The organism is Campylobacter sp. BCW_4323 (genome assembly GCF_001763115.1).
GTDB classification, from domain to species: Bacteria; Campylobacterota; Campylobacteria; order Campylobacterales; family Campylobacteraceae; genus Campylobacter_D; species Campylobacter_D jejuni.
The window spans coordinates 1-26806 of record NZ_MJYC01000041.1; the positions used below are offsets into that span (position 1 = coordinate 1).

Below are 26806 nucleotides of genomic sequence, written 5' to 3' on the forward strand. Positions count from 1 at the left end.
TTTTGAAATTAATTTCATATTATTTATTTTTTAATAATAATATAAAATATAAAAATAAAATAGTGGAATAATAAAATATTTAAACTTAAAGTATAATTAAATACTGATTATTATATAATTATAAAATTTCAATTTAATTTTTATTTTATATAAAAAATTGATTTAATGAGAGTAAAATTTTTAGACAGAATTTTTATTGTTTTGTATGTTAGATAATAAGCACTTCATTTTCTAAGTTTATGCCAAATTCTTCAAAGACTTTTTTTCTGGCTAATTTGATAAGAAAAAACGCATCTTCAAAACTTGCATTTTTTTTATTGATTAAAAAATTTGCGTGTTTATCGCTTAACATAGCATCTCCTTTGCTAAATCCTTTCAATCCTACAGCTTCGATTAAACGTCCTGCAAAGTCGTTTTTTGGATTTTTAAAGATAGAGCCAAAGCTTGCCCCACTAGGTTGGTTGCTCCTTGCATTTTTTAAAGTTTTATCTTTAAGGGTATCAAAGCCAAAATTTAGTTTAAATTCAGCCCAAAAAAAAGGCATATTTAAAGGACAAAAACGATAATCAAAATTTATATTTTCTCTTAAAATTTCGCCTTGAGAAGTAGCAATTTTGATTAAATTTTGACTAATACACTCTCCTTTAAGTCCTGCATTCATTTTCAAAAGCCCGCCAAGTGTACCAGGAATTTTGCTTAAATACTCAAAACCCTTAAGATTATTTTCTTTGGCAAAGCGATATATTTTGCTTGATTTTGTTTTGCAGCCTATGCGAAGATGGGTGAAATCTTTATTTTGATCTAAAATTTGTATAAAATCAAAACTATCTCCTAAAACTCCTATATTTTTAGGTTTTGGGCTGACTAAAAGGTTATTTGCGCCGCCTATTAAAAAACCATCAAAATCACAAATTTGATCCAAAACTAAAACTTCAAATTCATTTCCTATACGCACAGAAGAGTATTTTTTAAAATCAATGATCATTTGATAAAAGTTGGAATTTGATTTAGTATGTTTTCGGTAAAGTCAATCATAGTTGTAGTCATCCAAGGCATTAAAAAGATTAAAATAACTACAACCAGGATGATTTTAGGAACAAAAGAAAGTGTCATTTCGTTAATCTGTGTAGTTGCTTGAAAAATACTGATTACAAGCCCTGCAATAAGCCCTGCTAAAAGCATAGGCAAGGAAAGTAAAAGTGTGATTTTAAAGGTTTGCACTCCAAGAGCAACTAAGGTACTTTCATCCATTTTTATCCTTTTTAAGAATTTCTAGCTTCTTCGTATTCGCTAGGGATAAGATAATCATTTACATGTATGATTTTATCATAAAATTTATAATCATATCCTAGTTTAAAAAGCGTATCTACAGCTAAAAGTTGAGTTTGATTCATGCTAATGGAGTTTTTATTGGCATATAGATTAAGATAAGTATCCAGTTTTTCTTCATCAACACGGATAAGTTTTCTTTCCATAAGCATAGGGGCTAAAATTTTACGATTTGCATCGGCGATTTTTACAGCATTGGTTAAATCCTTTTCGATCTTAATCGCATCGCTTAAAGGCAAAGAGCGACGCAAAGCCATTCCACCTAAAGGCAAAGGTAAATTTTCTTTAGCAAATTCAAGCCATATATCCCAAAGTTCTGCTTCCACGCAAAGACTTTGATCAAATTCTAAAATGCTTTCATGGATCAAAACTCCTGCATCTGCTTCACCACTTAAAACTGCATTTTCAATGTCTAAAAAATTCTTATAAATAATTCTAGCTTCAGGATATTTCATACGAAAAATCAAAGCATTGGTGGTATTTGCTCCACTCAAAGCGACTTTAAAATTTCTTTTTAAATGCGTATCTTTTTTCTTGATGAGTTTTGGCCCATAACCTTCGCCAAAACTCACTGCTGTGCGTAAAAGCGCGTACTCAGAAGCGATTAAAGGATAAAGCCCAAAAGAAATAGCTGTAGCATCAAATTCATTTTTCAAGGCAAATTCATTTAAAGTTTGTATATCTAAAGCTGTATTTTCATAAGCAAAATCATTCCCCATCCACCCAAATTTAATAGCCATATACATAAAAATATCATCAGCATCAGGAGAATGTGCAATAGTAATTTTTTTCATCTATGCTTCCTTGTAAATCTTTGCTTTAATTCTAGCAAAATAAACCATTATTTAATTTTATTTTGTTAGAATTCTAACTAAAAATTTAGAATTTTTAAGGAAAGTTATGGATGATAATAAAAGAAAATCCCTAGATGCTGCCCTAAAAAGTTTAGATAAAACCTTTGGAAAAGGCACTATCTTAAGACTAGGGGATAAAGAAGTCGAGCAAATCGATAGCATAGGCACAGGTTCAGTTGGGCTTGATCTTGCTTTAGGTATAGGCGGTGTTCCAAAAGGAAGAATCATAGAAATTTATGGGCCTGAAAGTTCAGGTAAAACCACTCTAACTTTACACATTATCGCAGAATGCCAAAAAGCAGGTGGAGTTTGTGCTTTTATCGATGCAGAACATGCGCTTGATGTAAAATATGCTAAAAATTTAGGTGTAAATACAGATGATTTATATGTTTCTCAACCTGATTTTGGAGAGCAAGCTTTAGAAATTGTAGAAACTATAGCAAGAAGTGGTGCAGTAGATCTTATCGTAGTAGATAGCGTTGCAGCACTTACCCCAAAAGCAGAAATTGAAGGCGATATGGGAGATCAACATGTAGGACTTCAAGCAAGACTTATGTCTCAAGCTCTAAGAAAACTTACAGGTATAGTTCATAAAATGAATACCACGGTAATTTTCATCAACCAAATTCGTATGAAAATCGGTGCTATGGGTTATGGTACTCCTGAAACCACAACAGGTGGAAATGCGTTAAAATTTTATGCTTCTGTGCGTTTAGATGTTAGAAAAGTAGCAACCTTAAAACAAAACGAAGAACCTATAGGAAACCGCGTTAAAGTAAAAGTAGTTAAAAATAAAGTTGCTCCTCCATTCAGACAAGCCGAATTTGATGTGATGTTTGGAGAGGGTTTAAGCCGTGAAGGTGAGTTGATTGATTACGGTGTAAAACTTGATATCGTAGATAAAAGTGGTGCGTGGTTCTCTTATAAAGATAAAAAACTTGGACAAGGTAGAGAAAACTCAAAAGCTTTCTTAAAAGAAAACCCTGAAATTGCAGATGAAATCACAAAAGCGATTCAAAATTCTATGGGAATAGAAGGTATGTTCAGCGGTAGCGAAGATGACGAAGGAGAAGAATAATGTTAGTAATTGAAGATGTTAGAGCCTATGAAGTTCTTGATAGCAGAGGAAATCCAACCGTAAAAGCTGAAGTTACGCTAAGCGATGGAAGTGTAGGTGCGGCCATAGTTCCAAGTGGTGCAAGTACAGGTTCAAAAGAGGCCTTAGAATTGCGTGATAATGATGAAAGATTTGGCGGAAAAGGCGTTTTAAAAGCTGTTGCAAATGTCAATGAAACCATTGCAGATGAAATTTTAGGGCTAGATGCTTTTAATCAAACTCAACTTGATGATACTTTGCGTGAGCTTGATGGAACAAATAATTACTCAAATTTAGGTGCAAATGCGACTTTAGGCGTATCTATGGCAACAGCTCGTGCGGCTGCGGCTGCTTTGGGAATGCCTTTGTATCGCTACTTAGGTGGTGCAAATGCGAGCATTTTACCTGTACCAATGTGTAATATCATAAATGGCGGTGCTCATGCAAACAACAATGTAGATTTTCAAGAATTTATGATCATGCCTTTTGGTTTTACTAGTTTTAAAGAAGCTTTGCGTTCAGTTTGTGAAATTTATGCGATATTAAAAAAAGAACTCGCAAATTCTGGACATTCTACAGCTTTAGGTGATGAAGGCGGTTTTGCTCCAAATTTAGCTAATAACACAGAACCTATTGATCTTTTAATGACTTGTATCAAAAAAGCAGGTTATGAAAATCGTGTAAAAATTGCTCTTGATGTAGCAAGTACAGAATTTTTCAAAGATGGTAAATACCACATGGAAGGCAAGGCTTTTTCAAGCGAGGATTTGATCGAACGCTATGTAGAACTTTGTGCAAAATATCCAATTTGCAGTATCGAAGATGGTTTAGCTGAAAATGACTTTGAAGGCTGGATCAAGCTGACTGAAAAATTAGGCAATAAAATTCAGCTTGTAGGCGATGATTTGTTTGTAACTAATGAAGATATTTTAAGAGAAGGTATCATCAAAAAAATGGCAAATGCTGTACTTATCAAACCAAATCAAATCGGAACTATTACCCAAACTATGAGAACTGTGCGTTTAGCGCAAAGAAATAACTATAAATGTGTGATGAGTCATAGAAGTGGCGAAAGTGAAGATGCTTTTATAGCAGATTTTGCTGTAGCTTTAAATACAGGACAAATCAAAACAGGAGCCCTAGCAAGAGGTGAAAGAACCGCAAAATATAATCGCTTACTTGAAATTGAACTTGAAAGCGATGAATACTTAGGAGAAAAGCTCTGAGCGATTTACTTAAAGAATACGACGAAAGCACAAGAAAAAAAAGTTTTTATACCCATGTTATAAAAATGATTTTTTGGGCTTTTCTTGTTGTAATTGGAGCGATTTATTTTGGCAATATGTTTTTTGGGCAGTATTCTTTAGACACTTTATTAAGCTTAGAAAATACCAAAGAAGAGCTTAATAAAAAGATTATTTTACTTAAAGAACAAAACGCTAAAGCACAAAAAGATTATTTTGAATTAAAAGGATTATACCCAAATGAAAACTAGAATTTTAGCAATATTTTTTATTTTTACCTCTCTTTTATATTCTGATGAAAATCCTTTCAAGGCAGATCAAAATATAACCTTGGTTGCTCCACCTGAATTTCAAAAAGAGGAAGTTAAATTTAATTCTAGTGCAAGAATTTTAAAAAGCATCACTTTTAATTATATCAATTTAGACGGAAGTGAAGATAAGATTGATTTAGATGTTAATAAAAGTATTGATTGGCACGATACTTATACTATATCAAGATTTAAAAGCCCTGATCCTTCAAAAGTACTTGATGTTTCAGTTACTATACCTGAAAAAAATAGCTCTAAACAAGAATCAAACTCAACAGCCAATGTTGAAATACCTTTACAGGTTGCAAAGATTTATGATTTTATTTCTTACGCGGTTTATAAAAACAAAATAAAACTTAACACTAGTGATGAAATGATCACAGATTTTTCAGTAGGAAATCCAAGCAAAATCGTTATAGATTTTAGATCTGATTTGATTAGCCCTACAAAAAATATACGCCTTAGCAATTCTATTTTTAAACGCATAGACTTTGGATCTCACAAAGGATATTATCGACTTGTAATATATCTTGATGGAACTTATAATTATAATATTCAAAAAGATGCAACTGGATATATGATTAATCTGCTTTAATGAGATTTATTTTTTTAATATGTTGTGCTTGTTTAGTTTTTGCTAATGAAATTTTACTTCTTAGCAAATTCGATAAGCAAGATTTTAACTCTAAAGATTTTAATGCTTACTTGATGAGCGAAAAACTTGATGGAGTGCGTGGAATTTGGGATGGAAAATATCTAAAAACTCGCCAAAATTACCAAATAAAAACTCCTGACTTTTTTACAAAAAATTTCCCTCCTTTTGCTGTTGATGGTGAGCTTTGGATAGCAAGAAATAAATTTGATGAAATTTCAGCTTTAATTCGTAGTGGAGATAGCAATTTGACCTTATGGAAGGAAGTAACTTATAATATTTTTGATGTACCAAATGCTTGTGAAGAATTTCAAATTTCTACTTGCACTCTTAAAAATCGTTTGGCTGTTTTAGAAGAGTATTTGCAAAAATATCCTAGTGCCTATATAAAAATTATTCCTCAAATTCCAGTTGAAAATCAAAATAATTTAAATCAATTTTACGAAAGCATTATAAAAAATCAAGGTGAAGGTATTGTCATACGCAAAAATTTAAGTCCTTATGAAAAAGGCAGAAGTAAAAATGCTATGAAATTAAAACCCTATGATGATGCAGAGTGTGAGTTAGTAGGATTTCGCAAGGGCAAGGGTAAATTTGAAAATCAAGTAGGTGCCTTACTTTGTAAAATGCCTAATGGACAAATCATTAAAATAGGCAGTGGTTTAAAAGATGAAGATAGAAAAAATCCTCCAAAAATTGGTAGTATTGTGACTTATAAATTTAATGGATTAACCAAAAATTCCTTACCTCGCTTTCCGGTGTTTTTAAGAATAAGAGATGAAAATCCTTGACTTTAAAATTATTTTGTGATAAAATATTTCCTTTTATTTATTCGGGGTGTAGCGCAGTCTGGTTAGCGCACTTGGTTTGGGACCAAGGGGCCGAAGGTTCGAATCCTTTCACCCCGACCATTTTTTATAAATTTATACAAAATGGTGAGTGTAGCTCAGTCGGTTAGAGCATCAGATTGTGGTCCTGAGGGTCGTGGGTTCAATTCCCATCACTCACCCCACTAGCGCTCGTAGCTCAACTGGATAGAGCGACAGACTTCGGATCTGTAGGTTATGGGTTCGATTCCTATCGGGCGCACCACCAAGATTTTATATGCGTTCATAGCTCAGCTGGATAGAGCAACGGCCTTCTAAGCCGTAGGTCAGAGGTTCGAATCCTCTTGGGCGTACCACTTTAGCGGATGTGGTGAAATTGGCAGACACGCCAGACTTAGGATCTGGTGCAGCAATGCGTGAAGGTTCAAGTCCTTTCATCCGCACCACTCTAAACCCCATTTTACCATACTTTGAGAAATTTTGCTTAAATTACACTGAAGCCTTTGAAGTCCCATTGTATCATTTCGAATTATTTCAAAAAGGCAACCTTTTAGCAGGTAACTTTTAATAGTAACCGGATGAAAGGATAGCTATAAAATAGTCCTTTTAATCCATTTAAGTTTAGCGGTAAAAAAGGTAAAAATAAGCCTTAACCTTAAAGCAAAGGTAACCTAAGATAATTTTATTAAGTTTATAAGGCTTTGAAATACGCTATAATATAGCAAAAATAATAAGGTTAAAAATGGCGATTGATAGAAAGGATTATAATATACCCATAGGAAAAGGAACACATTTAAAAAGACACAAAGACAAAATTAACGCCTTTTTATTTAGAATGCAAAATGGGGGTAAAGAAAAGCAACACGCTTTTACTATTCCTTTACGCCCTGCGTGGAATGAAAACGAATATATAAGAATAGCACTTGCAAGAGCTAAAGAATATGAAAACGAGTTTAAAAAGCTTTTTAGCGTTGGATATGCCCTAAACTCTAGCATTTTGTTAAAAAATCTTTTTGAGATATTTATAAAAACCAACTACAACATAAAAGACTTAAACGAGCAACACAAAGGACACATTAGAAATCTAATAAGCATTTTTAATAATCATATCTTAGAGCCATTAGGAAATATACACTTAGATGAGCTTACGCTTTACAAGGTGCAAGAATTTTATAATGGAATGAAAAACAAAGGACTAGAGCCAAAAACATATAATAGAGCCATTAAAGAAGTGTTAAGCCCTATGATTAAATATGCAGTAAAAAATAAATGGATTAATGAAAATGTTACGATGGGTTTAAAGCTTGATAAAGTGCAAAATAAAAAGCTTGTTACTAATCCTAAAGGCAAATATGAAGCTATTTTAAACGCTATTTTAGAGCTATACAAAGATAATTTACTCTATAAGGCTTTATTCTTACTTATACATAGTGGTAGGCGTAGGGATGAGGTTTTAAGTTTGCTTTGGCAAAATGTAGATTTAGAAAGAAAAACCATATTTTTACCAAAGACAAAAAATGGCGAAGCACAAGAACACGCCTTAGATGATGAATGCTATAATGCACTAAAGGCTTTAAAAGATGAGGTTAAACAAGACAAAGGTTTAGTTTTTGTTTCTAGCATTAGCGGTAAAAAAATATCAAATTTGGCAAGGCAAGAAGCCAAAATAAGAGAACTTAGCGGTGTAAAAGAATGGACGCCCCATTTTTCAAGGCACATAAAGGCTAGTTTTTTAATGCAAAATGGAGTTAATCCCGCAGTTATTAGCGGAGCTTTAGGGCATAGGGATTTAAGCACCATAAATATTTATGCGACTAATGATACACTTAAAGCAAGTCAAAGAGCTAATGAAGCTTTAAAAAAGCTACAAGAAAAAGATTAAAATGTTAGATTTAGAATTTATCTTTTCAAAACAAAGATTAGAGCATTATAAGGAATAGAGCTTGTCATTTTGAAAATCTTTTAAAAATTAGAGAAAATGATAATAAATTATATCCACGCATAAGCACAAAAGAAAAAGGGACTAATATAGGTTTAATGCCTGGTAAGATAGAAAACTTTTTAAATGATTTGATTTGCTTAATAAATGAAGATTTGTTAGATTATCTTAATAGGGGTTGAGCCCCCCTTTGAATGTAAAAGAATTATAAAATACAAATACTTAATAAAATATAAAATACCTTGTAAGACTTTGAATACATTTAAAATATTTTAAGACAATTATATATATAATACATATATGAGTAACAAAGAAAAGTTAATCAAAGAATTAGAAAATAACCCCAAAAATGCAAGTTTTGCTAACATAGAAAAGCTTTTAAGTTGGTATGGTTATAAACTAGTTAGTATTAGAGGAAGTCATCATAAATTTAAAAAAGATAATAAAAGCATTATTGTGCCTTTGCATAAACCTATAAAAGAAGTTTATGTAAAGCAAATATTAAAACTTTTAAAGGGTGAAAAATGAAAAAAGATATAAATTATTATTTGAATTTGCCTTATAAGATTAATTTAGTAAAACTTGATGATGGCGATTATTTCGCACAATTTGATGATAAAGAACTTAATAAACTTGTCTTAATGGCAGGAGATGGTAAAACACCAAACGAAGCAATAGAAGATTTAAAAAATGCCTTTGCTTGTTATTTAGAAGAAGCTTTGGCTAAAAATGAGTTTATCCCAGAACCCATACAAAAAGACAAAAGTAAAAATCTAGCTATTACCTTAAAAAATAGTCTTGTAGATGAAATAGACTTTTATTCTAAAAAAATGGGCTTATCAAGGAGTGCATTTTTAGCGGTATCGGCTAAGGCATATATTAAAACACTTTAAGGGGTTAAAAATGAACTTGATTTTAAAAAATGTAAGCGAGAAACTTATCAAAGCCGTTAAGGTAATGGCAAAAATAGCAAAGAGCAAGGCAAGTGTTTTAAATGATTATGAATTAAAGGCTTATAAAGAATATTTAGAAAGTGGTAAAAAAGCGACTTTAGCAAGTAATTTATATAAAGAATTAGGTTTGTAATGTTTTTTTATTATAGCGATAAGGCATTAAGGCAATTTAGTAAATTAGATAAAGCAATACAAACGGCGTTAAGAATAGGAAAACATAGCGAGTTAGGTTTATCAAATGATAGATAAAAACATTTTACATACTAGAACTATTATGGTTAATATTTCCGATTTTAATCCTACTGCTGAATTTAATGAAGAACTGAAAAAGGCTAAAGACAATAAAGATTATTTAAAGATTTTTATATGTAATGGCTTAAAAAATAGCAAAAGTAATTTTTATTTAGAAAATAAACTTATAATTGATGAATTTACGGAAAAAAATAGCAGATTTTGGAACGATTTAGATATTTTTAATAAATTAAAACCAGAAGTGAAAGTTGAGATAAAAGAAGACTTACTAATAAAAATAAATAGTTTATTATTTTATGCAAGAAATTTAAAAGATATAAATTCACAACATAAAAATAAATTAGAAAAAGATTTATCAATACTAGAAACATTAATTAAAAATTATGAAAAAGAACTAAATATAAAAAAAACCAATATCGAATGTGCTTTTAAAACCCTAGAAAACATTTTTTATTATATAGACAATGATACAAAGGAAAAAATAAGTTTTCAAATAGGACTTAAAGAGTTTTACAAAAAAGCGTATATAGAAATAACAGATATGAGTGTATATCCTATTTTGATTTTAATGTGCGATATAATCTATAATAAAAGCATTCTTTATTGCATAGAAAAAAAATTTAATAAGACAAAAACTTTTAATGATTTTATGCTTGAAATGCAAGAGAAATATAAGCTAAATAGCAAAAAGATTAAAAGAAAAGAATTGTTAAATACAATCATAAAAGCTTTTAAAGACTTCAGCTAAAAAAGGGCAAAAAATTTTTTTTAATTTTGAACTTGCCCTTTTTTTACAAAACTGCTAAAATACTCCATAAATATTTCAAATAATATTTTTTAATCTAATGAAACTTGAAAAGCTTTAAACTTTTTCAGCTAGTGCGTTTTAATTCTTTGTTTGGCGACTTGATTAAAACGCACAATTTCATTATAAGAGCCATAGTTTAAGCCCTTAAAAGAAATTGTAATAAATTTAAACTTACTAATTCCTTTTTAATGGCTTTATTAATTGCATTAATAAAATTTAGAAAGGATACAAAATGCAAGACACAAACAAAGACTTTTTAACTATACAAGAAGTAATTACACTTTACAGCTTAAGCAAAGATACTCAAAATAAATACAGAATGCAAAAGAAAATACCTTATATTAAAATAGGTAAAAAAATCTTTTATGAAAAAGTTAAGCTTGATGAGTGGTTTAAAAACCATACTATCAATTAAAGGGTAAGTTATGAATGATAGACAAGCTTTAGAATACTTAAAAGATGAGTTATTATTTATTTTTAATGTAAGATTTAAATATTTTGATTTTTCAATGTTTAGCCTATTGAAAGATAAACTTAGACCACTGCTAAAAAATACAAGCTTTGAAAAAGAAATTAAAGAGCTTTTATCAGTTTTAGAAGTTCATAAAAAAAGCTTTTTAGAAAATAAGGTTTTTATAAAGAAAGAGCAAAAAAGGATTATTCTTTTAAATGCTTGTAAGGCAACTTATGAAGCTTTAAAACACAAATTAAAGGCTTAAAATGAGTATAAGCCTTTTTAATGATGAAATAAAGGCGTATATAAAAAATTATTATTCTATAGTTGATTTTTTATATTTACGCTATGGTTTAGAGTTTGATAAACAAGGAAATGAAAAGCACAATAAAAGCCTTAAAATAAAAACTAACACTTGCTTGATTACTGATTTTAACGGGAGTTTTAGCGGAGATATAATCGATTTTATAGCCTTTAAAGAAAATGTAGGGTTAAAAGAAGCTTTGATTATATTTAGTGATTTTAACAGGCTAGCCACGCAAAAGGTGGGTAGCTTTAAACCACAAAAAGAGCCTTTAAAAGATAATAGCTATTTAAAAAATATAGCTTATTCTTTACAGGCTAATTTTAATTTAGCTAATAGCGATTTTATAGAATGTAAGGCTTTAGAAAAAGCTTTTTTTAATGATTTTAGACTTTTTATGCACTTATGTAAATTAAATTTTTTAAAAGATGATGAGTTTGAAAGTATTTTAAAAGACTATTTCGCTTTTTCAAAAGATGATAAAAGTTTGACTTTTATCTTGAAAGATAAAAACGAAATTAAAAGCGTAGCTATTAGAGAAAAGATTTTTAAAAATGAATTAGTTAAATGGTTTAAAGTTAAAGGTAGTAGCAATAAATTTATAAAACTTATAAAAGCCAAAGAAAAAGGCTTATTAAAAGATTATTGTTTTATCTTTAGTGGCATAAAAGAAATTATAGTAAGTGAATTGCTAGGATTAAACGCTGTTTGTTTTCAAAGTGATAGCATGATGAAAAATATACACTCACACGAGCAAATAAATGAGCTTTTAAACCTCATCGATAATAAAAGAATAGTTTTTATAGTTGAAAACGATGAGAGCAGTTTTAAAGCTAATTTAGAGCTTTTAAAAGAATTAATACAAATAAATCCTTTAAAAAAAGGTTATTGTGTTTTTAATTATGATGAGGTAAAAAACGCTGATTTTATAGATTTTTTAGCTTATTTAATGAAAGAGTTAAGACAAGACTACCAAAGAGATAAAAAAGGCTTAAATAGTTTTTTTTCTTATGCGGAAAAATACTTTAAGGACTATTTTAATAAAAAAATGAATTTATTTTTAAAGGTAATAAAATGAAAGATTATAGTAAAGAAATTAATGATTTAAAAAAAATAAAAAGTCAAGATATAGATAAACTTGACTTTAAAGAATTTGAAAATATTAAAAGTCAAATAAATGAAACAAATTATAACCCTAGTAAAATTATATCACAAAATGCAAATATAAAAAATAATTCTTTTGTAGATTTAACACAATGGGCTATAAGAAGCGTTGATTTAGAAAAAATAGAATTTACATCTTTAATCGATGATTTTTTGGATAAAGGGAGTATTAGTTTTTTAACAAGTGAAGCTAATAAGGGTAAAACTTTTTTAAGTTTTGCTATTTGCAAGCATTTATTAGAATTTAACAAGATTAGAAAAATTATTTATTTTGATGGTGATAATAGCAAAATAACCATTAAAAGCAGGATTAAAAAAAGTATGCAAATAGGGGGATATTATTTTTTAGATTATCCCGCTTTTAATTATATACAAACAAGCAATGCTTTAGAGTGTGGAACTGATGAGATAGAAGTTGATTTTAACTTTATTGTTGAAAAATATCTAAAACCTTTAATGCAAAGCGGTGGTTTGGTTAATGTTTTTATCGTATTTGATAGCCTTTTTAACTTTTTTAATGGCGATATGAATGATAATAAAAAAGTGGCTGAATTTATGAAAATAATTAAAAAAATAAGCCATAAAGGCGAAGCTACTTTTTTATTTATCCATCACAAGGGAAAGAGTGCTGAAAGTGAGTTTATGGGTGGGGTTAATTTCTTAAATGCTACTGATAACCTTTTTAAAATACAAACAAGCAATAACGATGGAGAAATTTTAAATATAGAATTAAATACAAAAAAGGCAAGAAATTTTTTACCTTATAATTTAAAGGTAGATATAGACTTAAATACGCTTGATTTAAAAATAGAAAGAGCAATAAATGAAAACGATACAAACTTTCTTACAAAAGCTAAAGAAATCATAGAACAAAAAGGCGAGATTTTGCAAGGGGAGTTATTAGAGCTTTTAGGGAAACCCAAAACCAATACTTACGCCATTAAAAAGCTAGAAAGTGGAAAAGGGTTATATTTTAATATAATAGAAAAATCAAGGGCAACGGGTGGAAAAGCTTTAAAATATTATGTGCCTTTAAAAGAGAATAAAACCATCATTAACGGCATGGAAATAAATGCTGAGCAAACTTTATTTAGCGAATAAGTAAAAAGCTATATGATTTAAACTCATATAGCTTAAAACTTAATTATTATCTTATAGCTATAGCTTAACAAAAACACTCCTAAAATCAAAAAAGTATTTTTATCAATAGAAAAACCCTAGATAAAAAATAAAAACGCTTAAAATCGCTTATTTTAATATTGGTTTATTTTTATACTTTTTATTCTTATTATTTTGATAAATAATATCATTTGTTATTTTATCATTTTATATTTTTTACTCTTTTTATATTGCGTGAAACATTTTTTATATAAAAGAAATTATATATCAATTATAAGTAATTGTAAAATAGCCTTTATAATTGAAGCAAATATAGATAAAATAAGGCTTTATAAGCATTTTAGCAAAAATAGCATTTATAATTGATTGAAATAACTATTTTATAGGTATTTGAAGCATTTATAAGCATCAATTATAAATAACTTTGCTTTTTGCCTTATAATCGATGATTTTTTTAGTAAAAATCTTAAAAAACATAGGCATAAAGAGAAAAGATTTATAATTGATAGGATTTAAGGTTTGAAAGTATGGTAAATTAGGTATTTGTATCAATTATAAAGGCTATTTTCCTTAAAAATGGAGCAAATCCCTATTATATAGGCATTTTAATCAATTATAAAGGGTGATTTGTAATTGCTTGTAATTGCTTTATATTAAAAATAAGCCTTTAAAATGTTTCACGCAATAATTTTTATATCATCGTGGTTTAATTATGAAAATATTTATCAATTTATTTTTATATTTTAATTTAATATTTTTTAGAAAAAGTGGTTTAAAAAAAAGGGAGGGGTGTATCCAATTTTGGATAGTGTCTTCAAATTTGAGCATACCCCATCAAAACTTACAAATCATCTTTTATTAAGTCTTTAATCTTATTGTATTTTTGTGCTTTGGTATAGTTTTCAAGCCAAGATTTAACCCAGTTAGGCGTTTTATCGGCTTTAACCCAATTCATCAAAGTAGGATAGGGCAAGTCGCAAAGAGTAGCAAATTCTTTTTTTGATAAGTTGCATTTTTTTAGAATGCTTTCAAAATCGTTATTAGTCATAATTAAGCCTTTATATTAATTTAATAGCTATATTATAGCATATAGCATTAAAATAATACTTTAATACTTGACTTATAGATTAAAACAATATATAATTATGATTTTTAATTATTAAATCAATACAAAAGGAGAAAAAAATGGAAAAGGTAGATTATTGTAGAATGAGTTGCCTAGATGGCAAAATAAACGCTTTTAAATATCTTTTAGATTTATTTTTAAGTGATTTGGAAGACGAAAACAATGTTAAAACCTGCAACATGTTTGACAATGATACAAGTATAGAGTATGTAAAAGATATGCTTATGGTAATGCTTGATAAAATAAAAGAAATTGTTATCGACCAAGATAATTGTCATCACAATATAGATATGTACGCAAGTGTTTATCATGAAATTATAAAAGATGAGTTAGGTAAAGAATTTACCCCTAAAGAGCTTAAAGAACTGCACAAGAAACAAGAAGAGAGATTGTTAAAAGAATTACTTGAAGAGAGTAAAAAGAAATAAAATAAGGTAGTAAGTTAAACTTGCTACCCTACCTTTAAGGGTAAAAATCTATTTTTAATATTCTAAATTCAAATACAAATAAACCACGCAATAAAATCCTTATAAATTATATAAAAAAGATGATGTAGATAATATCTACCTCATATAAAACAAACTTTGAAATATACAAAAATTAATTTAATATTTAAGCTGATATTAAGAAAACCTGAAATGGGAAAGGTAATTATTTTTAGGACTTTTATATAAAATCCCACTTAAAAAGATGAGCTAATTAAAAGTTAGGTCATTAGATTTAATCTACCCACCTAAGTGTTAGGGAACTACTAAACTAAACTTAGGGGTTAATATAGTTTGTCAAAGTATTTTAAATTAAATAGCTTTTCTTTTAAAGGCTTATAAAATAAAATAAGTTATAATAACTAAACTTTGAACCAGTAAAGGAAAAGCTATGCAAACCATAACAATAAAAGCAAAAGAGCAAGAAATAAACAAGCTTTTAGATATTTTAAAAGAGTTAAATATCAGTTATGAGCTAGAAAGTAATAATTATGAAAATACTTTAGTTGAATACGAGAGCGGTAAAAGTTGGCAAGAAACAAAACAAGAACTACATAAAGCTTTAAATGATTATGAAAATGGTAAGGCTAAATTAACACCATTAGGCAGTAAGTGGCTGTAATGCAAATCCTAGAAAGCGATTTATTTACAAATGAATTAAATATTATTTTATCCTTTATTGTGAGAAAGGAAAGTATAAAAGCTAAAAACACTTTTAAAAATGATTTATACAAGGCTTTAAAAAAGCTTGATTTTATGCCTTATAAGTTTAGAAAGTCTTTAGCCTTTGATGATGAGAATGTAAGAGATTTTATATTTAAAGGCTATGTAATACCTTACAAAATAGACAAAGAAAAAGATTTAATTATTATCTTGGGTATTTATAAAGAAAACCTACCAAACTTTTAAAAAATTACTTTTTAAGCTTTTGAAAAAATGTGTTTAAGTTTCAAGCTAAAAAAGTTTAAAAAAATAAGAAAACTTAAACAAAAAAAGCGTGAAACATTCCATTTAAGCTAAATAAACTTAAATGACTTTAAAAATACCTTAATATAATTTTTAATAACTCCATAAAATAGGGTTTTAATGATGATATAAATAAATAAAGTTTGAAAAGTGTAGTTTTCAAATTTGATTTAAGTTTTCAAAGGATATTTTTTAAATTTCTATACAAATAAAAAGGTAACTTAATAAAGGTAACTATTATAAAAATACTATAAAATAGGTATTTATTTTTAGTTATATATTTCAAGTCCTTTCATCCGCACCACTTACTTTTATCATTTTCAAACAAGAGTTGATCTCTCATAAATTTTTTACTTCATTTTAAAATTTCTTATGATTGTTAGATAAAATGCAAATTTAATTTAGATAAATTTAAAAATTATCTTGCAAAAGATTTGAAAAATAATTAAAATATACAAAATTCAATTCAAGGAGATAAAATGAAAAAATTAGGTTTAGCGTTAGCAGCTTTAGTTGCTTTAAATGTGTCAGCATTTGCAGGGGTTATCACTATACATGATTCTAATTTAGTTAAAGTATCAGGAGAAGATGATGCCTATGCAAAAATAGCTTTAGAAGATATTAAAAGACAAATGAGAACTGATTTTAACACTGATAAATTAGAGATTTACGATATCGAGAGTATCAAAAAAGATGATCCACATAAATATGAAGGTATTCAAAGGGCTTTAAAAGTAATGAAACAAGAAATAGCAAAAGGAAAGACTGTTTATTATAATAGATTCTTAGCTGTAGATAGAAAAACAAATTGGGCTGCTGAATGGAGTGTTGAATGTGACAGTAGCGATCTTAATCCTGTAAAATTGAATAATGGCATTAGTTGCGATGTTGGTTTTGACAAAGGATATAATTTCAAATAATACTTGAAAGCTCTATTATTTTAGAGCTTTCACACCATAAAGGTTTTGACTATAAACAACATAGTATAAAATATATCTAAATTTTAAGCTTTTTAAGTTAAAAATTTCTAGTTTTTTAAAATCGTTTTATCTTTTATATCTTTGCTGTAAAGACAAAATCAGCACTCATTAAAAATCTTTTTTTGATTAAATTTTTGTAAATTCATTTTTAGTGTTAAAAATGTGATGGTATTAACTTTATAAAAGTATTATTATATATTTTTTATTTAGGATAGCGATTATGAAAAAAACAATTTTAACCATTCTTTTTTTACTCACTCTTACGCAGGCTAAGGAAATACAAGTTTATGAAAGTCCTACTTGTGGCTGTTGTGATCTTTGGGCTGATTATATGAAAGCTAAGGGTTATGAGGTTAGTATTCATAAAACCAATGATTTTCTTAAAATCAAAGAAAAAATGGGTATAAAAGATGAGTATCAAAGTTGCCATACAGGTGTGATCGAAGGCTATGCTATTGAAGGGCATGTTCCTGAAAGTGCTATAGCATGGTTGCTTGAAAACAAACCTAAAGATGTTATAGGAATTTCAGCTCCTGGCATGCCGCAAGGAAGCCCAGGAATGGAACAAGGTTATAGTGAAAAATATCCTGTAATTTTGATGAAAAAAGATGGAAGCTATGAGCTTTATGGATATTTTATAGGGGATAAAAAGCTTTAAAGTAAATTTTTAGCTTTTTACTTTTTTGATTTCTTTTTCAAGTATGCTATAAGGAGTTAAGCCTATGAATTTTTCATCCATTTTTCCTTCTTTGAAAAAACTAAGCACAGGCACTCCATATATTTCCCCAATGGCACTTGAAAGGTATTTAGCTGCTCTTTTTTCATAAAACATTGCTAAATTAGATAAACCTTTTTCATCAGCCCAAGCTTTTGCATCGTTTGCATCGTTTGCATCGCCTAAAACCACAAAGATATTAAAATCATAATTTTTAGCCAAATTCTGTAAAATAGGAATTTGTTCTTTACAAACTCCACAATCTTTTGTGAAAAATATTAAGGCAAAATTTTGTGCTTTATCATTTATTTTTAGGCTTTTTTCAAAACCATTGTAGGCAAAATTATAGGTTTTATCACTATTTAAAGCTTTAAAATTTTCTCCACTATCACAAGCTACAAAAAATAAAGCTATGATTAAAGCAAAGAAATAAGCTTGGATTCGAAAAATTCCCATGGTTTTTCTCCTAAAATTCTATCTTTTATCATCCCATCTTTAATGATGATGGTAGTAGGGGTTGCAAACACAGCATAACGATCATTGGTGATTTTAAGATCGTCTTTTAAAACTTTTACATTTTTAAAGTCAAACTGTTCGGCTAAAACTTTAACCACATTAGCATTATCGATGGAATTTATAGCATAAACACTGATTTTATTGGGATGATTTTGTATGAATTCATCTAAAGAAGGGAGTTCTTTTAAGCAAGAAGGGCAACCATTTTGAAAAAAGACTAAGACTTTTAAACTTGTATTATCATCAGCAAGTTTTACAGCTTTTCCTAAAGTATCTTTAGCTGAAATTTCAGCGCTTTTTTCTCCAACTTTTCCAGTATCTTTTGAATTTTCAAAAGAACAAGCATTGAGCAAAAACAAAATGCTTAAGATTAAAAGGCTTTTTTTCATTTTAACACCCCATGTTGTAAGATAAGGGTTCGATCTGCGAATTTAGCCAAATCAGGATTGTGTGTGATTAAAACTATGGTTTTGCCTTCATTTTTTAATTTTTGCAAGGTTTGAAGAACGATTTTTTCATTGGCTTCATCTAAATTTCCTGTGGGTTCATCTGCGAGTAAAAGCTCTGGGTTGTTGATCAAAGCTCTTGCTATGCAAACTCTTTGTTGCTCCCCGCCACTTAATTGGCTAGGTAAATGAGTGAGTCTATGCGAAAGTCCTACTTTTTCAAGAACCATTTTAGCGTCTTCTTCATCTACACTTGAGTGATAATACTGAGAAAGCATAACATTTTCTAAGGCGTTAAGATAGGGGATAAGATGAAATTGTTGAAAGACAAGTCCTATTTTTTCACGACGCAAGGTGATTTTTTGCTCTTCATCCATTTGCTCTAGGTTGTCATTGTCTAAGATATACTCTCCAGAACTTGGAGTATCCATGAGTGATAGTATGTTTAAAAGCGTTGATTTTCCACTTCCTGATGGACCCATGATGGCAAGCCATTCTCCTTCATAGACTCTTAAGTTGATATTGTTTAAGGCTTTAACTTTGCCAAATTCTTTATTTAAGTTGTTTATTTTAATAAGTTCTTTTTTCATCATTCACCTTTCAAATTTTCACACACATTGATTTTTAATGCTCTTTTTATAGGAAAAAATGCAGCCAAAAAGGCAAAAATCAAAGAAATGATTAAGGCTATAAAAACAGCTATAAATCTAAAATCAATACTAGAATTAAAAATCAAATAACCAAAGACATTAGCTAAAAATATCCCAAAAAAAGCTCCGATTAAACTAGCAAAAAAACTTACTATAAAGCATTCACTAGCGAAAAGTTTAAAAATTTCACTTTTTTTCGCACCCAAGGCTAAACGCAGTGCGATTTCTTTTTTGCGAGAAAATATAATAGAACTTAAGGTCGTATTAACGCTAGTAGTGACTATGATCAATACTACAAGTATGATTAAAAACATTAAAGCTTTGATTTTTCCAAGCACTAAACCTTCGCTTAAGGATACTGAAGATATAGGTTTTGAATCGATGAATTCATTGCTGATTGCTTGTGTTTTGGCTTTAACTTCATCAAAATTTCCATAAACTACAGCATTAGCATAGTTAATACCGGCTCTATCGCTTAAATTTTGCACCACGCTTAAAGGAGCTAAAACAATGCTATCAAATTCATCATTGCTTGAAAGTATGCCTTTTATGGTAAGTTTTATGCTTTTTCCGTTGTTTGGATTGTAAATTTGAAGTTCATTACCTATTTTTAGACCTAGTTGCTTGGCTAAATTAACCCCTAAAAAGGCTGAATTTTCATCAAAATCATTTAGAGAAAAGCTTCCTTCTTTAACTTCTAAAAAAGGTTTAGTGATTTTTAAAGCTCTAAAATCAGTTCCTAAAACCACTCCGCTTGTACTACCTAAATTTAAAAAATCATACAAAAAAGGAGTTAAAGCTCTAGCCTTTAAATTTTCTTTTATTTTTTCATACTCAGCATTGGAGATAAAATTTTCATCGTGCTTAGGGCTTATCATTACATTTGCTCCATAAGCTTTTAATTCTTTAGAAAGTTTGGTGTCAATATCAAAATAAATATTTAAAAAAGCTGAGCAAGTAAGTGCTCCTATAAAAACACTTAAAACTATAATAAAAAGTCTTTGATAAGAAAAGCTAATACTTTTAAAAAGCTCATTAAGGAAAAACTTATCTACCATAAAGCACTCCTGCAGCTGAAAGTTGTGTGATATTTTTTATAGGAAGCAAGCAACCTAGTAAGGCAATAAGTCCTGCAAAAATAAAGCTTAAAGGTAAAGCTATAAAGGCTATATCAATAAAATATCCAAAAATGCTAAGGCTGATGATTTGAGAAAGTGCTGTGCCAAAAATAAAGCCAAATAAAGCAGCAAATAAAGCTACGATTAAATTTTCACTAGCAAAGATGAGATAAATTTGAAAAGTATTAGCACCAAGTACTTTTAAAAGTCCTATTTCTTTTTTTCTACGATGAATTTCAGAACTCATTAGACTTGAAATCGCAATACTTGCAACAATAAGACAAATAATGCAAGTAATGCCCATTAAGGATTGGATCTTTTTAACCACCAAGCTTTGAGCATCGCTTATAGCATTTAGAGCTTTTGCATCAGCACCTGGTAAGCCATCGCTAATTTGACTAGCGATTGAGCCTACATAGGCTGAGCAATACCATTTGTCATATTCCAACTGATCTAATTTTTCTTCGCCCATGCGACGCACTTTTTCAGAAAGGGCTGATTCAGGTATGGTAAAAGCTCTTACTTCTGCACTTGAGTAAAGCCCTTGTTTGTTGAGTAAATCTTGAGCTAAATTTAAAGGAACGATGATTTTATTTGACATTTTAGGATTGGCATGAAGTAAAATGCCTACGATTTTTGCTTCTTTGCTTTGATTGTTTTCTCCTATGAGTTTGATAGTATCTCCTAATTTTAATTTATTGTTTTTAGCAAAGTCTTCACCTAGCATGATTTCATTGCTATCATCTTTTGCCCATTCTCCTTGCACTGCTAAATAAGGATAAAGACTTTTTATACCTGTGATAAAATCATCATCATCTTTAATTTTTATGGCTTTTTGAAAATAAGTACCATAAATAAGTGCTTTTTGCTGGGAGTTTTCAATTGCGATTTTACCTTCTAAAAAAGGAGCAAGTGCGGTGATGTTGTTACACCAATAAATGTCTTTAATCATGTATAAATTTTTTTCTTCTAGGTAGTTTTTGTTTTTTAAGGGTTCATAAAGTTCATTACCTATTTCTATACTAAGACTTGAGCCTTTGGGTAAAACAAGGATATTAGAGCCATAACTTTTAAGTTGTTTAGTCACTTCATCTCCTATACTTAGGGTAATATTTAGCATAGTAGAGAGTAAAAGTGTGGCTAAAAAACAAGTAAGAAAGGCTAAAAATTTTTGAATTTTGTTTTTAAATATAGAGTTAAAAATCATTTTAGCCAACATCATTTCTCCTTTGGATTAAAAATTGGGCTTCGTTTTCTTCTACATATTTTGTAGGATCTTTTTTAAATTCTTCATAGTTGTTTTGATTTGAAAAATAATAAGTAATCCCTTTATAGCTATAAGAAAAAGGAGCTTGGGTATTTATAACCTTTGTTTTTGATACAGGATCTTGCACTTCAATTTCTTTGATTTGACTAAAATAATTAGATCCTGCTATTACATCTTTAACATCTATGGTGATTTTTTTACCATTGTATTCGTATTTGAGTGGGATAGGATTGCAACCCCCGCTTTTGCCTACACTTGGCAAGAAAATACGCACATTGCAAGAAATACAAATGAGCTGCCCATCTTTTTTGATATAGCCCATATCTCCACAAATCATACAAGCATCAAAAACAGCTACAGGAGAATCCCTATCTTCTCTTTTGTTGATAAGAAAAAACCTTATCACCTTGCCTTCAGCACTGATATAAGCAAAGCGGTGGAGTTTGTTGTCCCTTAAAAGAGCTATATCAAAGATAAATTTGCCATTCTTATCGGGTAAAATTTCTTTAGGCTCATCTATGGTTAAAGGCTTAGAGCTTACCATAAAAAAGTATAAAATAATGCAAAAACTTATAACACAGGAGATAAAAATACTGGAAAAATAACGATTAATAAGACTTGTTTTAGCTTCGTTTTTGCGATAATTTATATCTAAAATTTGTTTTTTGCTTATATTTTTTTTACGAATTTTTAAGCTTAAGAATGCTAAAAAAGCGATGAAAATTAAATAAACATAAATTCCAAAAACACCAAAATAATTACTTTTTCCTACAAAACTCACCAAAAAAGTATGAGTTTCTATGATGGAATTTCGCATTAAAGTAAGCAAGATATTGGCTAGAGCTTTATCGCTTTCTATAAGGATAAGCAGTAAAAACAGCATAAAGCTTGTTTTTTGATTAAAATTTTTTTGCCATTTTAAAAAGAAGAAAATCAAAATACAAACAAGCAAGGCTAAAGCAATAAAACCTAAAGAACTTATACCTTCGCTATCGATTAAAGAGCTAGTAAAAATAGGGAAATCTTGACTTAAAAAATAATAATGCAAAGCGGTGCAAAAACTTAAAATTCCCAATAAAATAAAATTTAAAATTTCAATTTTTTTCCAAAAATAAAATATAAAGCTTACTAGCAATAAACCTATAAAAACAAAATCAAAATTAAAGATTAAATTTTCAGTTTTTAAAAATTGTGCTGCGATAAAAAAAGCAAAATATCCAAATAAAAAGCCCAAAAAGACTACTAAAAAACTTTTAAAAATATATTTTTTATCAGGAGTGATAAAGGCCATTAAAATACTTAGCGGTAAAACACTGATAAGAAAATGCACAAAATATATACTCATAATTTACTCTTTAAACATTGTTATTTTAATTTTTCAAATAAAAATAAAAATAAAAATATTTAAACACTCGGAAAATCCGAGCGTAAAATCATTTTGGCGTGCCTGTGTATTTGAATTTATAATCTACTTTAAAGGGTTCAAACCACTTACCCACGCCTGTTTCTTCATCAACATGGCGTCCAAAACCTTGTTTTTCTGGATTTGAGATATAAAAAGTAAGTTCATAATTTCCTACGCCAAAGCCACCTTTTTTATCTTTTTCCATAGCGATATTTGCACCATAGTGAGGACCATCATCAGCCACCATAGGCATCAAAGTTCCACGTTTAATCGCACCTGTGTCGGTATTTTTAAGTTCATAGGCTATGGTTAAATAAGGCATCCAAAAACCTTCTGGAAAACCATTTGGATTGTTTTTAAGTGCGTGAATGTCAGCTTCTAGGTGAATATCTGCTAAAGATGCAGCTAAATCAATACCTCTTGGCTCCATTTCAATGGGTTGTAAATAAACAGCGGCTATTTCCATACCATTAAGTTCTTTTGGATCACCGATTGGCACTTCGCCTGCAAATAAATTTGTGCTAATAACCGCAGCTGTAGCAACTACTGATAAAACTTTTTTTATCATGATTTTACTCCTTTTTTTGAAATTTGTTTTGTTATTAAAATGCCAATAATTAGCATGATCAAAACTATAAATTGAGGGATTAAGGTTTCATAGTAAGGATAAACTCCAAGCCATAAAATCGGTTCAAAATTCATAGGTATAAGACTAGGAATAATGACTTTTCCTTCTATGAGTTCAGCTATGCCTTTGCCTGTAAAAACAAAAACCATGTAAAAAATAATGTAAGAAGTGATATAGAAAAATTGTTTTACAGGTATGCGAATGGCTCCTGCTTTTAAAAGAAAATATAAAACAATAAGTATTAAAATTCCAAGTCCAAGCCCACCAAAAACAGCACTAAAATCAGTGCTTGTTTTAGCATCAAAAAGCAAGGCTTGATAAAAAAGCACGGTTTCTGCACCTTCTCTATAAACAGCTAAAAATACGGTGATCCAAAGGGTTTTTGCGCTATTATTTGATATAGCATCTATAGCACCTTGTTTGATAAAGCTTGTCCATTTTTTATTTTGTGCGTTTGAAAGTAGCCAAAAGCCCACATAAAAGAGTAACAATACGGCTATAAGCATGGTAATGCCCTCTATAAGCTCTCTACTTTGTCCTGCATTTTCTTTGAATAGCCAAGAAACTCCAAAAGCGGTAACAAAACTTAAAATCACTCCTGTAAAAAGAGCACTATAGGCGATATTTAAACGATTTTTGTTGCCACTTTGCACAAGATAAGAAACAATGGCTACAACGATAATCAAAGCTTCCAAGCCTTCACGCAAAATAATGCCTAAAGCCCATATAAACAGCGAATAAGGAGTAGAATCTTGAATTTTATCCACGCTGCTTGCTATGAGTTGTTCTAAGTTATTAAAAGTAGCTTCAAGCTCTTTTTTATCTGCACTTGCTTTAATCAGTGCCACACCTTTGGAAAATAAACTTTCTATTTTAAGTTTTAAGCCGCTATCTACAGCACCGATTTTATTTTCCATACCGCTTGCTTCAAAAATATCTAGATAAATTCCTTGTAAATCATCTACTATAGAAGCGCTAAAGCCATCATAATTTTTTAAAATTCCATCTAAAGCAAGTTTGATATCATTAGAAACTTTGGCATAATCTTTGCCTTTTGTTTCATCATTAAAGCCTGAAATTTGCAAACTTGAAAGTTCTGAATTTGGAATTTGTAAGAAAACATCAAAAATTTGTTCTTCTATGTTATCTAAGCCATCTCTTAAGCCTTTTTCATCTATTTTTGTATCGTTGATTTGGCGTATAAGGGTGCGTATGGCTTGTTGAATTTTTTGATCGTTTCCTGCTTTGGTAAATTTATTTACTAAAATTTCTACTTTGGTATTGCGATAATCGCTAAATAAGGCATCATTTAAAAAATCTTTACTAGCTTGGTAGTTTTTTTCTTTAAAAGCATTAGCAGCCTGTGAAAATTTGGTAGAGATATTATCTAGTATAAATTGCAATCTTGCGTCCATTGCAGCAGCAGCTTGTAAATCAGCGCTTGCATTATCATCTGTAAGTTTGCTCGTGTCGTTGTTTGTAGGTGTATTAGGAGTTTGAGCGCCTAAAGAACTTTGTGCTAAATCTTTTTTGTCCACGCCCATCATTTGTGCGATTAAAGCTTCTGCATCAGCTTCGCGTTTGGCATTGGCTTCTAAGCTTGATTTTTCAGCTTTAGCCTTATCATAGTTTGTATCGCTTGCTTCTGCTTTTAAACGATATCCATTTTGTAAGATTGGGGCTACTTCATCAAGATCATAATAAAGACTATCAATTAAAGCATTAATTTGTGTCAAAGGAGCTTCATCTTTATACATGCGACGCAAATTTACAAATTTACGCTCCATGGTGATGGCTTTTCTTCCTATGTTTCTTCCTATAGGGCCTTCCATATTTTCAAAATGTTGAAAATACGCATCTTCGCTAAGCTTTTTAGCACCTAGATTATCACCCTTTTTGTAAGTTTCTATGCTTTGTTTTAGCATATCTTTGATAAGATTTGCTTCATTAATATAATCATCTACTCTAGCAAAAGCTGAGCTTGATAAAAAAATACTTATAATTAAAAATATAATTTTAAAAATTTTCATTATCATTACCCTTGGTTTTTGATAAAAATAATATTTATTATCAAAATAAATAATGGCTAGTATAATATTAAAAATCTTAAATAGAACTAAAAAATAAGCTTTTGTATCGATAATATTTTTTATTAATTATATTTAAGATATATTTTAATAAATTTTTAAATATATCTTATTTTTGTGATTTAATATGGGTTGTTTTTAAGTATCGCAAGGCTTTCTTCTAAGCTATGCACTTTGGGATATTGTTTTTGTATTTTTAATTTTTCATTTTTCATTTTTTAGTGTTTTAAAAGCTTAATAAAAATCAAAAAATCATTTATTGTATTCTTCAAGGAGATGGTTATAGCATATTTTAGATTAAGCAGATATATCCAAAAGTTTATCTTTTTTGTTGGTATCTGTGTCTGTAGAATTGCTATTGTCTTTATTTGCTTCTTCTTTCTCAGCTTTAGCTTCTACTTTTTCTTTTTTTTCTTGAAATTTTAAAGTTGAAGTTATATTAATTCTTTTACTTTCAAAATTTGTATCTACTATTCCCCTACAAGGTGTATTAAGTAACATTAGCAAACTCCTATATAATTACAATAGCTTTTTAAGTTGTAATTTTTGATTATATTATAAATCGTATAAATAAGATAAAACTTAAATTTATTGAAGTAAAATTTTTATCTATTTCATTTGCTTCTAAAAGTATCAACCATTTATATTTTGCTTATTGTTTCATAGTGTAAAAATTTTTAAAATAGGATTTTATCTTAAAAAATTTATGATTTTTAATTTCAGATATTGGTTTCCTTGAAAAATTTTAAAAAGTTTAGTAAAAAATATTAAGTTTTAAAAATATCATCCGATTTAAATAAAGTCTTAAGACTCAATCTAAAAGGAGGATGATATGGTTTCAGATGTTTCTATGGGTAATGCTAATTTAATGACTGCTGTTAATACTTCAGTTTTGAAAAAATCTATGGACACAAACGAGGCATTGATGAATGAACTCATCGAAGGTATGGAAGGTGTCTCTCAAGCCTCCGCTCCACAAGTTTCTAGCTCTAGTGGTTTGGATATTTACGCTTAAATATCTTAAGAACAAGCTTAAGAACTTGTTGGTATCTTGAGCTTGTTTTTTTAAATAATTATTTTTTTAGTATTTTTTCGTTATAATTTTGCCATTTTA

33 protein-coding genes and 5 tRNA genes are annotated in these 26806 nt (G+C 29.2%); 25 read left to right on the forward strand and 13 right to left on the reverse strand.

What is annotated here, in order from left to right:
• Positions 1-208: 208 nt before the first annotated feature.
• The 3 genes from AJN60_RS03360 to AJN60_RS03370 are packed head-to-tail and all read right to left on the reverse strand — an operon-like array spanning position 209 to position 2123.
• Complete coding sequence (locus AJN60_RS03360) at positions 209-985, reverse strand: UDP-N-acetylmuramate dehydrogenase (protein ID WP_070285881.1); 777 nt, start codon at positions 983-985, stop codon at positions 209-211.
• Positions 982-1251 carry a flagellar biosynthesis protein FliQ gene (gene fliQ, locus AJN60_RS03365; protein ID WP_002851290.1) on the reverse strand — a complete coding sequence of 90 codons (270 nt, stop codon included), beginning with the start codon at positions 1249-1251 and terminating at the stop codon, positions 982-984. Before fliQ ends, AJN60_RS03360 begins: the two co-directional genes overlap by 4 nt.
• Before the next feature lie 11 nt (positions 1252-1262).
• Positions 1263-2123 carry a menaquinone biosynthesis family protein gene (locus AJN60_RS03370; RefSeq protein ID WP_070285882.1) on the reverse strand — a complete coding sequence of 287 codons (861 nt, stop codon included), beginning with the start codon at positions 2121-2123 and terminating at the stop codon, positions 1263-1265.
• Positions 2124-2229: 106 nt separating this feature from the next.
• On the opposite strand from AJN60_RS03370, the gene recA reads away from it, so the two are divergent.
• The 19 genes from recA (at position 2230) to AJN60_RS03465 (ending at position 13285) form a co-directional block, all read left to right on the forward strand.
• Entirely contained in the window at positions 2230-3261 is a 1032-nt protein-coding gene (recA, locus tag AJN60_RS03375; protein ID WP_002862302.1) for a recombinase RecA, read from the forward strand.
• Positions 3261-4505, forward strand: a complete 1245-nt coding sequence (gene eno / locus AJN60_RS03380) for a phosphopyruvate hydratase (protein ID WP_002856489.1) — start codon at positions 3261-3263, stop codon at positions 4503-4505. Before recA ends, eno begins: the two co-directional genes overlap by 1 nt.
• A 65-nt stretch (positions 4506-4570) precedes the next feature.
• Positions 4571-4774: a hypothetical protein gene (locus AJN60_RS03385; RefSeq protein WP_002839177.1), complete on the forward strand. Its 204-nt coding sequence runs from the start codon at positions 4571-4573 to the stop codon at positions 4772-4774.
• Positions 4764-5426, forward strand: a complete 663-nt coding sequence (gene cgpA / locus AJN60_RS03390; protein ID WP_070285883.1) for a glycoprotein CgpA — start codon at positions 4764-4766, stop codon at positions 5424-5426. The genes AJN60_RS03385 and cgpA overlap by 11 nt, the downstream gene beginning before the upstream one ends.
• Positions 5426-6274 carry a DNA ligase gene (locus AJN60_RS03395; protein WP_044778096.1) on the forward strand — a complete coding sequence of 283 codons (849 nt, stop codon included), beginning with the start codon at positions 5426-5428 and terminating at the stop codon, positions 6272-6274. Before cgpA ends, AJN60_RS03395 begins: the two co-directional genes overlap by 1 nt.
• A 42-nt stretch (positions 6275-6316) precedes the next feature.
• Positions 6317-6394, forward strand: a tRNA-Pro gene (locus AJN60_RS03400).
• A 24-nt stretch (positions 6395-6418) separates the two neighbouring features.
• A tRNA-His gene (locus tag AJN60_RS03405) sits at positions 6419-6495 on the forward strand.
• A gap of 3 nt (positions 6496-6498) precedes the next feature.
• Positions 6499-6575: transfer RNA gene (locus AJN60_RS03410), tRNA-Arg, on the forward strand.
• A 14-nt stretch (positions 6576-6589) separates the two neighbouring features.
• Positions 6590-6666 (forward strand) — tRNA-Arg (locus tag AJN60_RS03415).
• Between the two features lie 5 nt (positions 6667-6671).
• A tRNA-Leu gene (locus AJN60_RS03420) sits at positions 6672-6756 on the forward strand.
• 296 nt (positions 6757-7052) lie between these two features.
• A complete protein-coding gene (locus tag AJN60_RS03425; protein WP_070285884.1) occupies positions 7053-8192 on the forward strand; it encodes a tyrosine-type recombinase/integrase in 1140 nt (379 codons plus the stop codon).
• Positions 8193-8549: 357 nt separating this feature from the next.
• On the forward strand, positions 8550-8777 hold the full coding sequence (locus tag AJN60_RS03430) for a type II toxin-antitoxin system HicA family toxin (protein ID WP_070239933.1): 228 nt from the start codon (positions 8550-8552) through the stop codon (positions 8775-8777).
• On the forward strand, positions 8774-9142 hold the full coding sequence (locus AJN60_RS03435; RefSeq protein ID WP_002860113.1) for a hypothetical protein: 369 nt from the start codon (positions 8774-8776) through the stop codon (positions 9140-9142). The genes AJN60_RS03430 and AJN60_RS03435 overlap by 4 nt, the downstream gene beginning before the upstream one ends.
• A 10-nt stretch (positions 9143-9152) precedes the next feature.
• Positions 9153-9335, forward strand: a complete 183-nt coding sequence (locus tag AJN60_RS03440; RefSeq protein WP_070285885.1) for a hypothetical protein — start codon at positions 9153-9155, stop codon at positions 9333-9335.
• 105 nt (positions 9336-9440) lie between these two features.
• Positions 9441-10202: a hypothetical protein gene (locus AJN60_RS03445; RefSeq protein ID WP_002839960.1), complete on the forward strand. Its 762-nt coding sequence runs from the start codon at positions 9441-9443 to the stop codon at positions 10200-10202.
• A 292-nt stretch (positions 10203-10494) separates the two neighbouring features.
• Positions 10495-10677, forward strand: coding sequence for a helix-turn-helix domain-containing protein (locus AJN60_RS03450; protein ID WP_002869698.1), 183 nt, complete (start codon positions 10495-10497; stop codon positions 10675-10677).
• Positions 10678-10687: 10 nt separating this feature from the next.
• The gene (locus AJN60_RS03455) at positions 10688-10981 is read left to right on the forward strand and encodes a hypothetical protein (protein ID WP_057100553.1); all 294 of its coding nucleotides are present in this window, start codon (positions 10688-10690) and stop codon (positions 10979-10981) included.
• Between the two features lies 1 nt (position 10982).
• The gene (locus AJN60_RS03460) at positions 10983-12098 is read left to right on the forward strand and encodes a hypothetical protein (protein WP_070285886.1); all 1116 of its coding nucleotides are present in this window, start codon (positions 10983-10985) and stop codon (positions 12096-12098) included.
• Complete coding sequence (locus AJN60_RS03465) at positions 12095-13285, forward strand: AAA family ATPase (protein WP_070285887.1); 1191 nt, start codon at positions 12095-12097, stop codon at positions 13283-13285. Before AJN60_RS03460 ends, AJN60_RS03465 begins: the two co-directional genes overlap by 4 nt.
• Positions 13286-14144: 859 nt before the next feature.
• On the opposite strand, the gene AJN60_RS03470 is transcribed toward AJN60_RS03465, so the two are convergent.
• Entirely contained in the window at positions 14145-14351 is a 207-nt protein-coding gene (locus AJN60_RS03470; RefSeq protein WP_070243022.1) for an acyl carrier protein, read from the reverse strand.
• 137 nt (positions 14352-14488) lie between these two features.
• On the opposite strand from AJN60_RS03470, the gene AJN60_RS03475 reads away from it, so the two are divergent.
• The 5 genes from AJN60_RS03475 to AJN60_RS03500 all read left to right on the forward strand — a co-directional run bounded on the left by AJN60_RS03475 (position 14489) and on the right by AJN60_RS03500 (position 17518).
• Complete coding sequence (locus tag AJN60_RS03475; protein WP_070243021.1) at positions 14489-14857, forward strand: hypothetical protein; 369 nt, start codon at positions 14489-14491, stop codon at positions 14855-14857.
• A gap of 448 nt (positions 14858-15305) precedes the next feature.
• Positions 15306-15536 (forward strand): hypothetical protein, encoded by a 231-nt coding sequence (locus tag AJN60_RS03480; RefSeq protein ID WP_070285888.1) that lies wholly within the window; start codon positions 15306-15308, stop codon positions 15534-15536.
• Entirely contained in the window at positions 15536-15823 is a 288-nt protein-coding gene (locus AJN60_RS03485) for a type II toxin-antitoxin system RelE/ParE family toxin (protein WP_002894288.1), read from the forward strand. The genes AJN60_RS03480 and AJN60_RS03485 overlap by 1 nt, the downstream gene beginning before the upstream one ends.
• A gap of 536 nt (positions 15824-16359) precedes the next feature.
• The gene (locus tag AJN60_RS03490; RefSeq protein WP_070233503.1) at positions 16360-16800 is read left to right on the forward strand and encodes a hypothetical protein; all 441 of its coding nucleotides are present in this window, start codon (positions 16360-16362) and stop codon (positions 16798-16800) included.
• Positions 16801-17080: 280 nt separating this feature from the next.
• The gene (locus AJN60_RS03500) at positions 17081-17518 is read left to right on the forward strand and encodes a DUF411 domain-containing protein (protein ID WP_061210350.1); all 438 of its coding nucleotides are present in this window, start codon (positions 17081-17083) and stop codon (positions 17516-17518) included.
• A 9-nt stretch (positions 17519-17527) separates the two neighbouring features.
• Here the strand turns inward: AJN60_RS03500 and AJN60_RS03505 are convergent, their stop codons facing one another.
• The 9 genes from AJN60_RS03505 to AJN60_RS03545 form a co-directional block, all read right to left on the reverse strand.
• A complete protein-coding gene (locus AJN60_RS03505; protein ID WP_070233505.1) occupies positions 17528-18031 on the reverse strand; it encodes a TlpA family protein disulfide reductase in 504 nt (167 codons plus the stop codon).
• Complete coding sequence (locus AJN60_RS03510) at positions 17992-18480, reverse strand: TlpA family protein disulfide reductase (RefSeq protein WP_002851267.1); 489 nt, start codon at positions 18478-18480, stop codon at positions 17992-17994. The genes AJN60_RS03505 and AJN60_RS03510 overlap by 40 nt, the downstream gene beginning before the upstream one ends.
• A complete protein-coding gene (locus AJN60_RS03515; protein ID WP_079860926.1) occupies positions 18477-19130 on the reverse strand; it encodes an ABC transporter ATP-binding protein in 654 nt (217 codons plus the stop codon). Before AJN60_RS03515 ends, AJN60_RS03510 begins: the two co-directional genes overlap by 4 nt.
• Entirely contained in the window at positions 19127-20245 is a 1119-nt protein-coding gene (locus tag AJN60_RS03520) for an ABC transporter permease (RefSeq protein ID WP_070274054.1), read from the reverse strand. Before AJN60_RS03520 ends, AJN60_RS03515 begins: the two co-directional genes overlap by 4 nt.
• Entirely contained in the window at positions 20235-21527 is a 1293-nt protein-coding gene (locus AJN60_RS03525; protein WP_079861535.1) for an ABC transporter permease, read from the reverse strand. The genes AJN60_RS03520 and AJN60_RS03525 overlap by 11 nt, the downstream gene beginning before the upstream one ends.
• Complete coding sequence (locus AJN60_RS03530) at positions 21514-22917, reverse strand: Fe-S-containing protein (protein WP_070261507.1); 1404 nt, start codon at positions 22915-22917, stop codon at positions 21514-21516. The genes AJN60_RS03525 and AJN60_RS03530 overlap by 14 nt, the downstream gene beginning before the upstream one ends.
• 88 nt (positions 22918-23005) lie before the next feature.
• A complete protein-coding gene (locus AJN60_RS03535; protein WP_070261506.1) occupies positions 23006-23545 on the reverse strand; it encodes an iron transporter in 540 nt (179 codons plus the stop codon).
• Entirely contained in the window at positions 23542-25635 is a 2094-nt protein-coding gene (locus AJN60_RS03540; protein WP_070261505.1) for an FTR1 family iron permease, read from the reverse strand. The genes AJN60_RS03535 and AJN60_RS03540 overlap by 4 nt, the downstream gene beginning before the upstream one ends.
• A gap of 354 nt (positions 25636-25989) precedes the next feature.
• Entirely contained in the window at positions 25990-26193 is a 204-nt protein-coding gene (locus AJN60_RS03545) for a hypothetical protein (protein WP_070261504.1), read from the reverse strand.
• Between the two features lie 331 nt (positions 26194-26524).
• On the opposite strand from AJN60_RS03545, the gene AJN60_RS03550 reads away from it, so the two are divergent.
• On the forward strand, positions 26525-26707 hold the full coding sequence (locus AJN60_RS03550; protein WP_002856010.1) for a YjfB family protein: 183 nt from the start codon (positions 26525-26527) through the stop codon (positions 26705-26707).
• The last annotated feature ends 99 nt before the right edge of the window (positions 26708-26806 follow it).

Coding starts and splice junctions, on each gene's coding strand:
- AJN60_RS03360 (WP_070285881.1), bottom strand. CDS start 985: ATGATCATTGATTTTAAAAAATACTCTTCTGTGCGTATAGGAAATGAA.
- fliQ (WP_002851290.1), bottom strand. CDS start 1,251: ATGGATGAAAGTACCTTAGTTGCTCTTGGAGTGCAAACCTTTAAAATC.
- AJN60_RS03370 (WP_070285882.1), bottom strand. CDS start 2,123: ATGAAAAAAATTACTATTGCACATTCTCCTGATGCTGATGATATTTTT.
- recA (WP_002862302.1), top strand. CDS start 2,230: ATGGATGATAATAAAAGAAAATCCCTAGATGCTGCCCTAAAAAGTTTA.
- eno (WP_002856489.1), top strand. CDS start 3,261: ATGTTAGTAATTGAAGATGTTAGAGCCTATGAAGTTCTTGATAGCAGA.
- AJN60_RS03385 (WP_002839177.1), top strand. CDS start 4,571: ATGATTTTTTGGGCTTTTCTTGTTGTAATTGGAGCGATTTATTTTGGC.
- cgpA (WP_070285883.1), top strand. CDS start 4,764: ATGAAAACTAGAATTTTAGCAATATTTTTTATTTTTACCTCTCTTTTA.
- AJN60_RS03395 (WP_044778096.1), top strand. CDS start 5,426: ATGAGATTTATTTTTTTAATATGTTGTGCTTGTTTAGTTTTTGCTAAT.
- AJN60_RS03425 (WP_070285884.1), top strand. CDS start 7,053: ATGGCGATTGATAGAAAGGATTATAATATACCCATAGGAAAAGGAACA.
- AJN60_RS03430 (WP_070239933.1), top strand. CDS start 8,550: ATGAGTAACAAAGAAAAGTTAATCAAAGAATTAGAAAATAACCCCAAA.
- AJN60_RS03435 (WP_002860113.1), top strand. CDS start 8,774: ATGAAAAAAGATATAAATTATTATTTGAATTTGCCTTATAAGATTAAT.
- AJN60_RS03440 (WP_070285885.1), top strand. CDS start 9,153: ATGAACTTGATTTTAAAAAATGTAAGCGAGAAACTTATCAAAGCCGTT.
- AJN60_RS03445 (WP_002839960.1), top strand. CDS start 9,441: ATGATAGATAAAAACATTTTACATACTAGAACTATTATGGTTAATATT.
- AJN60_RS03450 (WP_002869698.1), top strand. CDS start 10,495: ATGCAAGACACAAACAAAGACTTTTTAACTATACAAGAAGTAATTACA.
- AJN60_RS03455 (WP_057100553.1), top strand. CDS start 10,688: ATGAATGATAGACAAGCTTTAGAATACTTAAAAGATGAGTTATTATTT.
- AJN60_RS03460 (WP_070285886.1), top strand. CDS start 10,983: ATGAGTATAAGCCTTTTTAATGATGAAATAAAGGCGTATATAAAAAAT.
- AJN60_RS03465 (WP_070285887.1), top strand. CDS start 12,095: ATGAAAGATTATAGTAAAGAAATTAATGATTTAAAAAAAATAAAAAGT.
- AJN60_RS03470 (WP_070243022.1), bottom strand. CDS start 14,351: ATGACTAATAACGATTTTGAAAGCATTCTAAAAAAATGCAACTTATCA.
- AJN60_RS03475 (WP_070243021.1), top strand. CDS start 14,489: ATGGAAAAGGTAGATTATTGTAGAATGAGTTGCCTAGATGGCAAAATA.
- AJN60_RS03480 (WP_070285888.1), top strand. CDS start 15,306: ATGCAAACCATAACAATAAAAGCAAAAGAGCAAGAAATAAACAAGCTT.
- AJN60_RS03485 (WP_002894288.1), top strand. CDS start 15,536: ATGCAAATCCTAGAAAGCGATTTATTTACAAATGAATTAAATATTATT.
- AJN60_RS03490 (WP_070233503.1), top strand. CDS start 16,360: ATGAAAAAATTAGGTTTAGCGTTAGCAGCTTTAGTTGCTTTAAATGTG.
- AJN60_RS03500 (WP_061210350.1), top strand. CDS start 17,081: ATGAAAAAAACAATTTTAACCATTCTTTTTTTACTCACTCTTACGCAG.
- AJN60_RS03505 (WP_070233505.1), bottom strand. CDS start 18,031: ATGGGAATTTTTCGAATCCAAGCTTATTTCTTTGCTTTAATCATAGCT.
- AJN60_RS03510 (WP_002851267.1), bottom strand. CDS start 18,480: ATGAAAAAAAGCCTTTTAATCTTAAGCATTTTGTTTTTGCTCAATGCT.
- AJN60_RS03515 (WP_079860926.1), bottom strand. CDS start 19,130: ATGATGAAAAAAGAACTTATTAAAATAAACAACTTAAATAAAGAATTT.
- AJN60_RS03520 (WP_070274054.1), bottom strand. CDS start 20,245: ATGGTAGATAAGTTTTTCCTTAATGAGCTTTTTAAAAGTATTAGCTTT.
- AJN60_RS03525 (WP_079861535.1), bottom strand. CDS start 21,527: ATGATGTTGGCTAAAATGATTTTTAACTCTATATTTAAAAACAAAATT.
- AJN60_RS03530 (WP_070261507.1), bottom strand. CDS start 22,917: ATGAGTATATATTTTGTGCATTTTCTTATCAGTGTTTTACCGCTAAGT.
- AJN60_RS03535 (WP_070261506.1), bottom strand. CDS start 23,545: ATGATAAAAAAAGTTTTATCAGTAGTTGCTACAGCTGCGGTTATTAGC.
- AJN60_RS03540 (WP_070261505.1), bottom strand. CDS start 25,635: ATGAAAATTTTTAAAATTATATTTTTAATTATAAGTATTTTTTTATCA.
- AJN60_RS03545 (WP_070261504.1), bottom strand. CDS start 26,193: ATGTTACTTAATACACCTTGTAGGGGAATAGTAGATACAAATTTTGAA.
- AJN60_RS03550 (WP_002856010.1), top strand. CDS start 26,525: ATGGTTTCAGATGTTTCTATGGGTAATGCTAATTTAATGACTGCTGTT.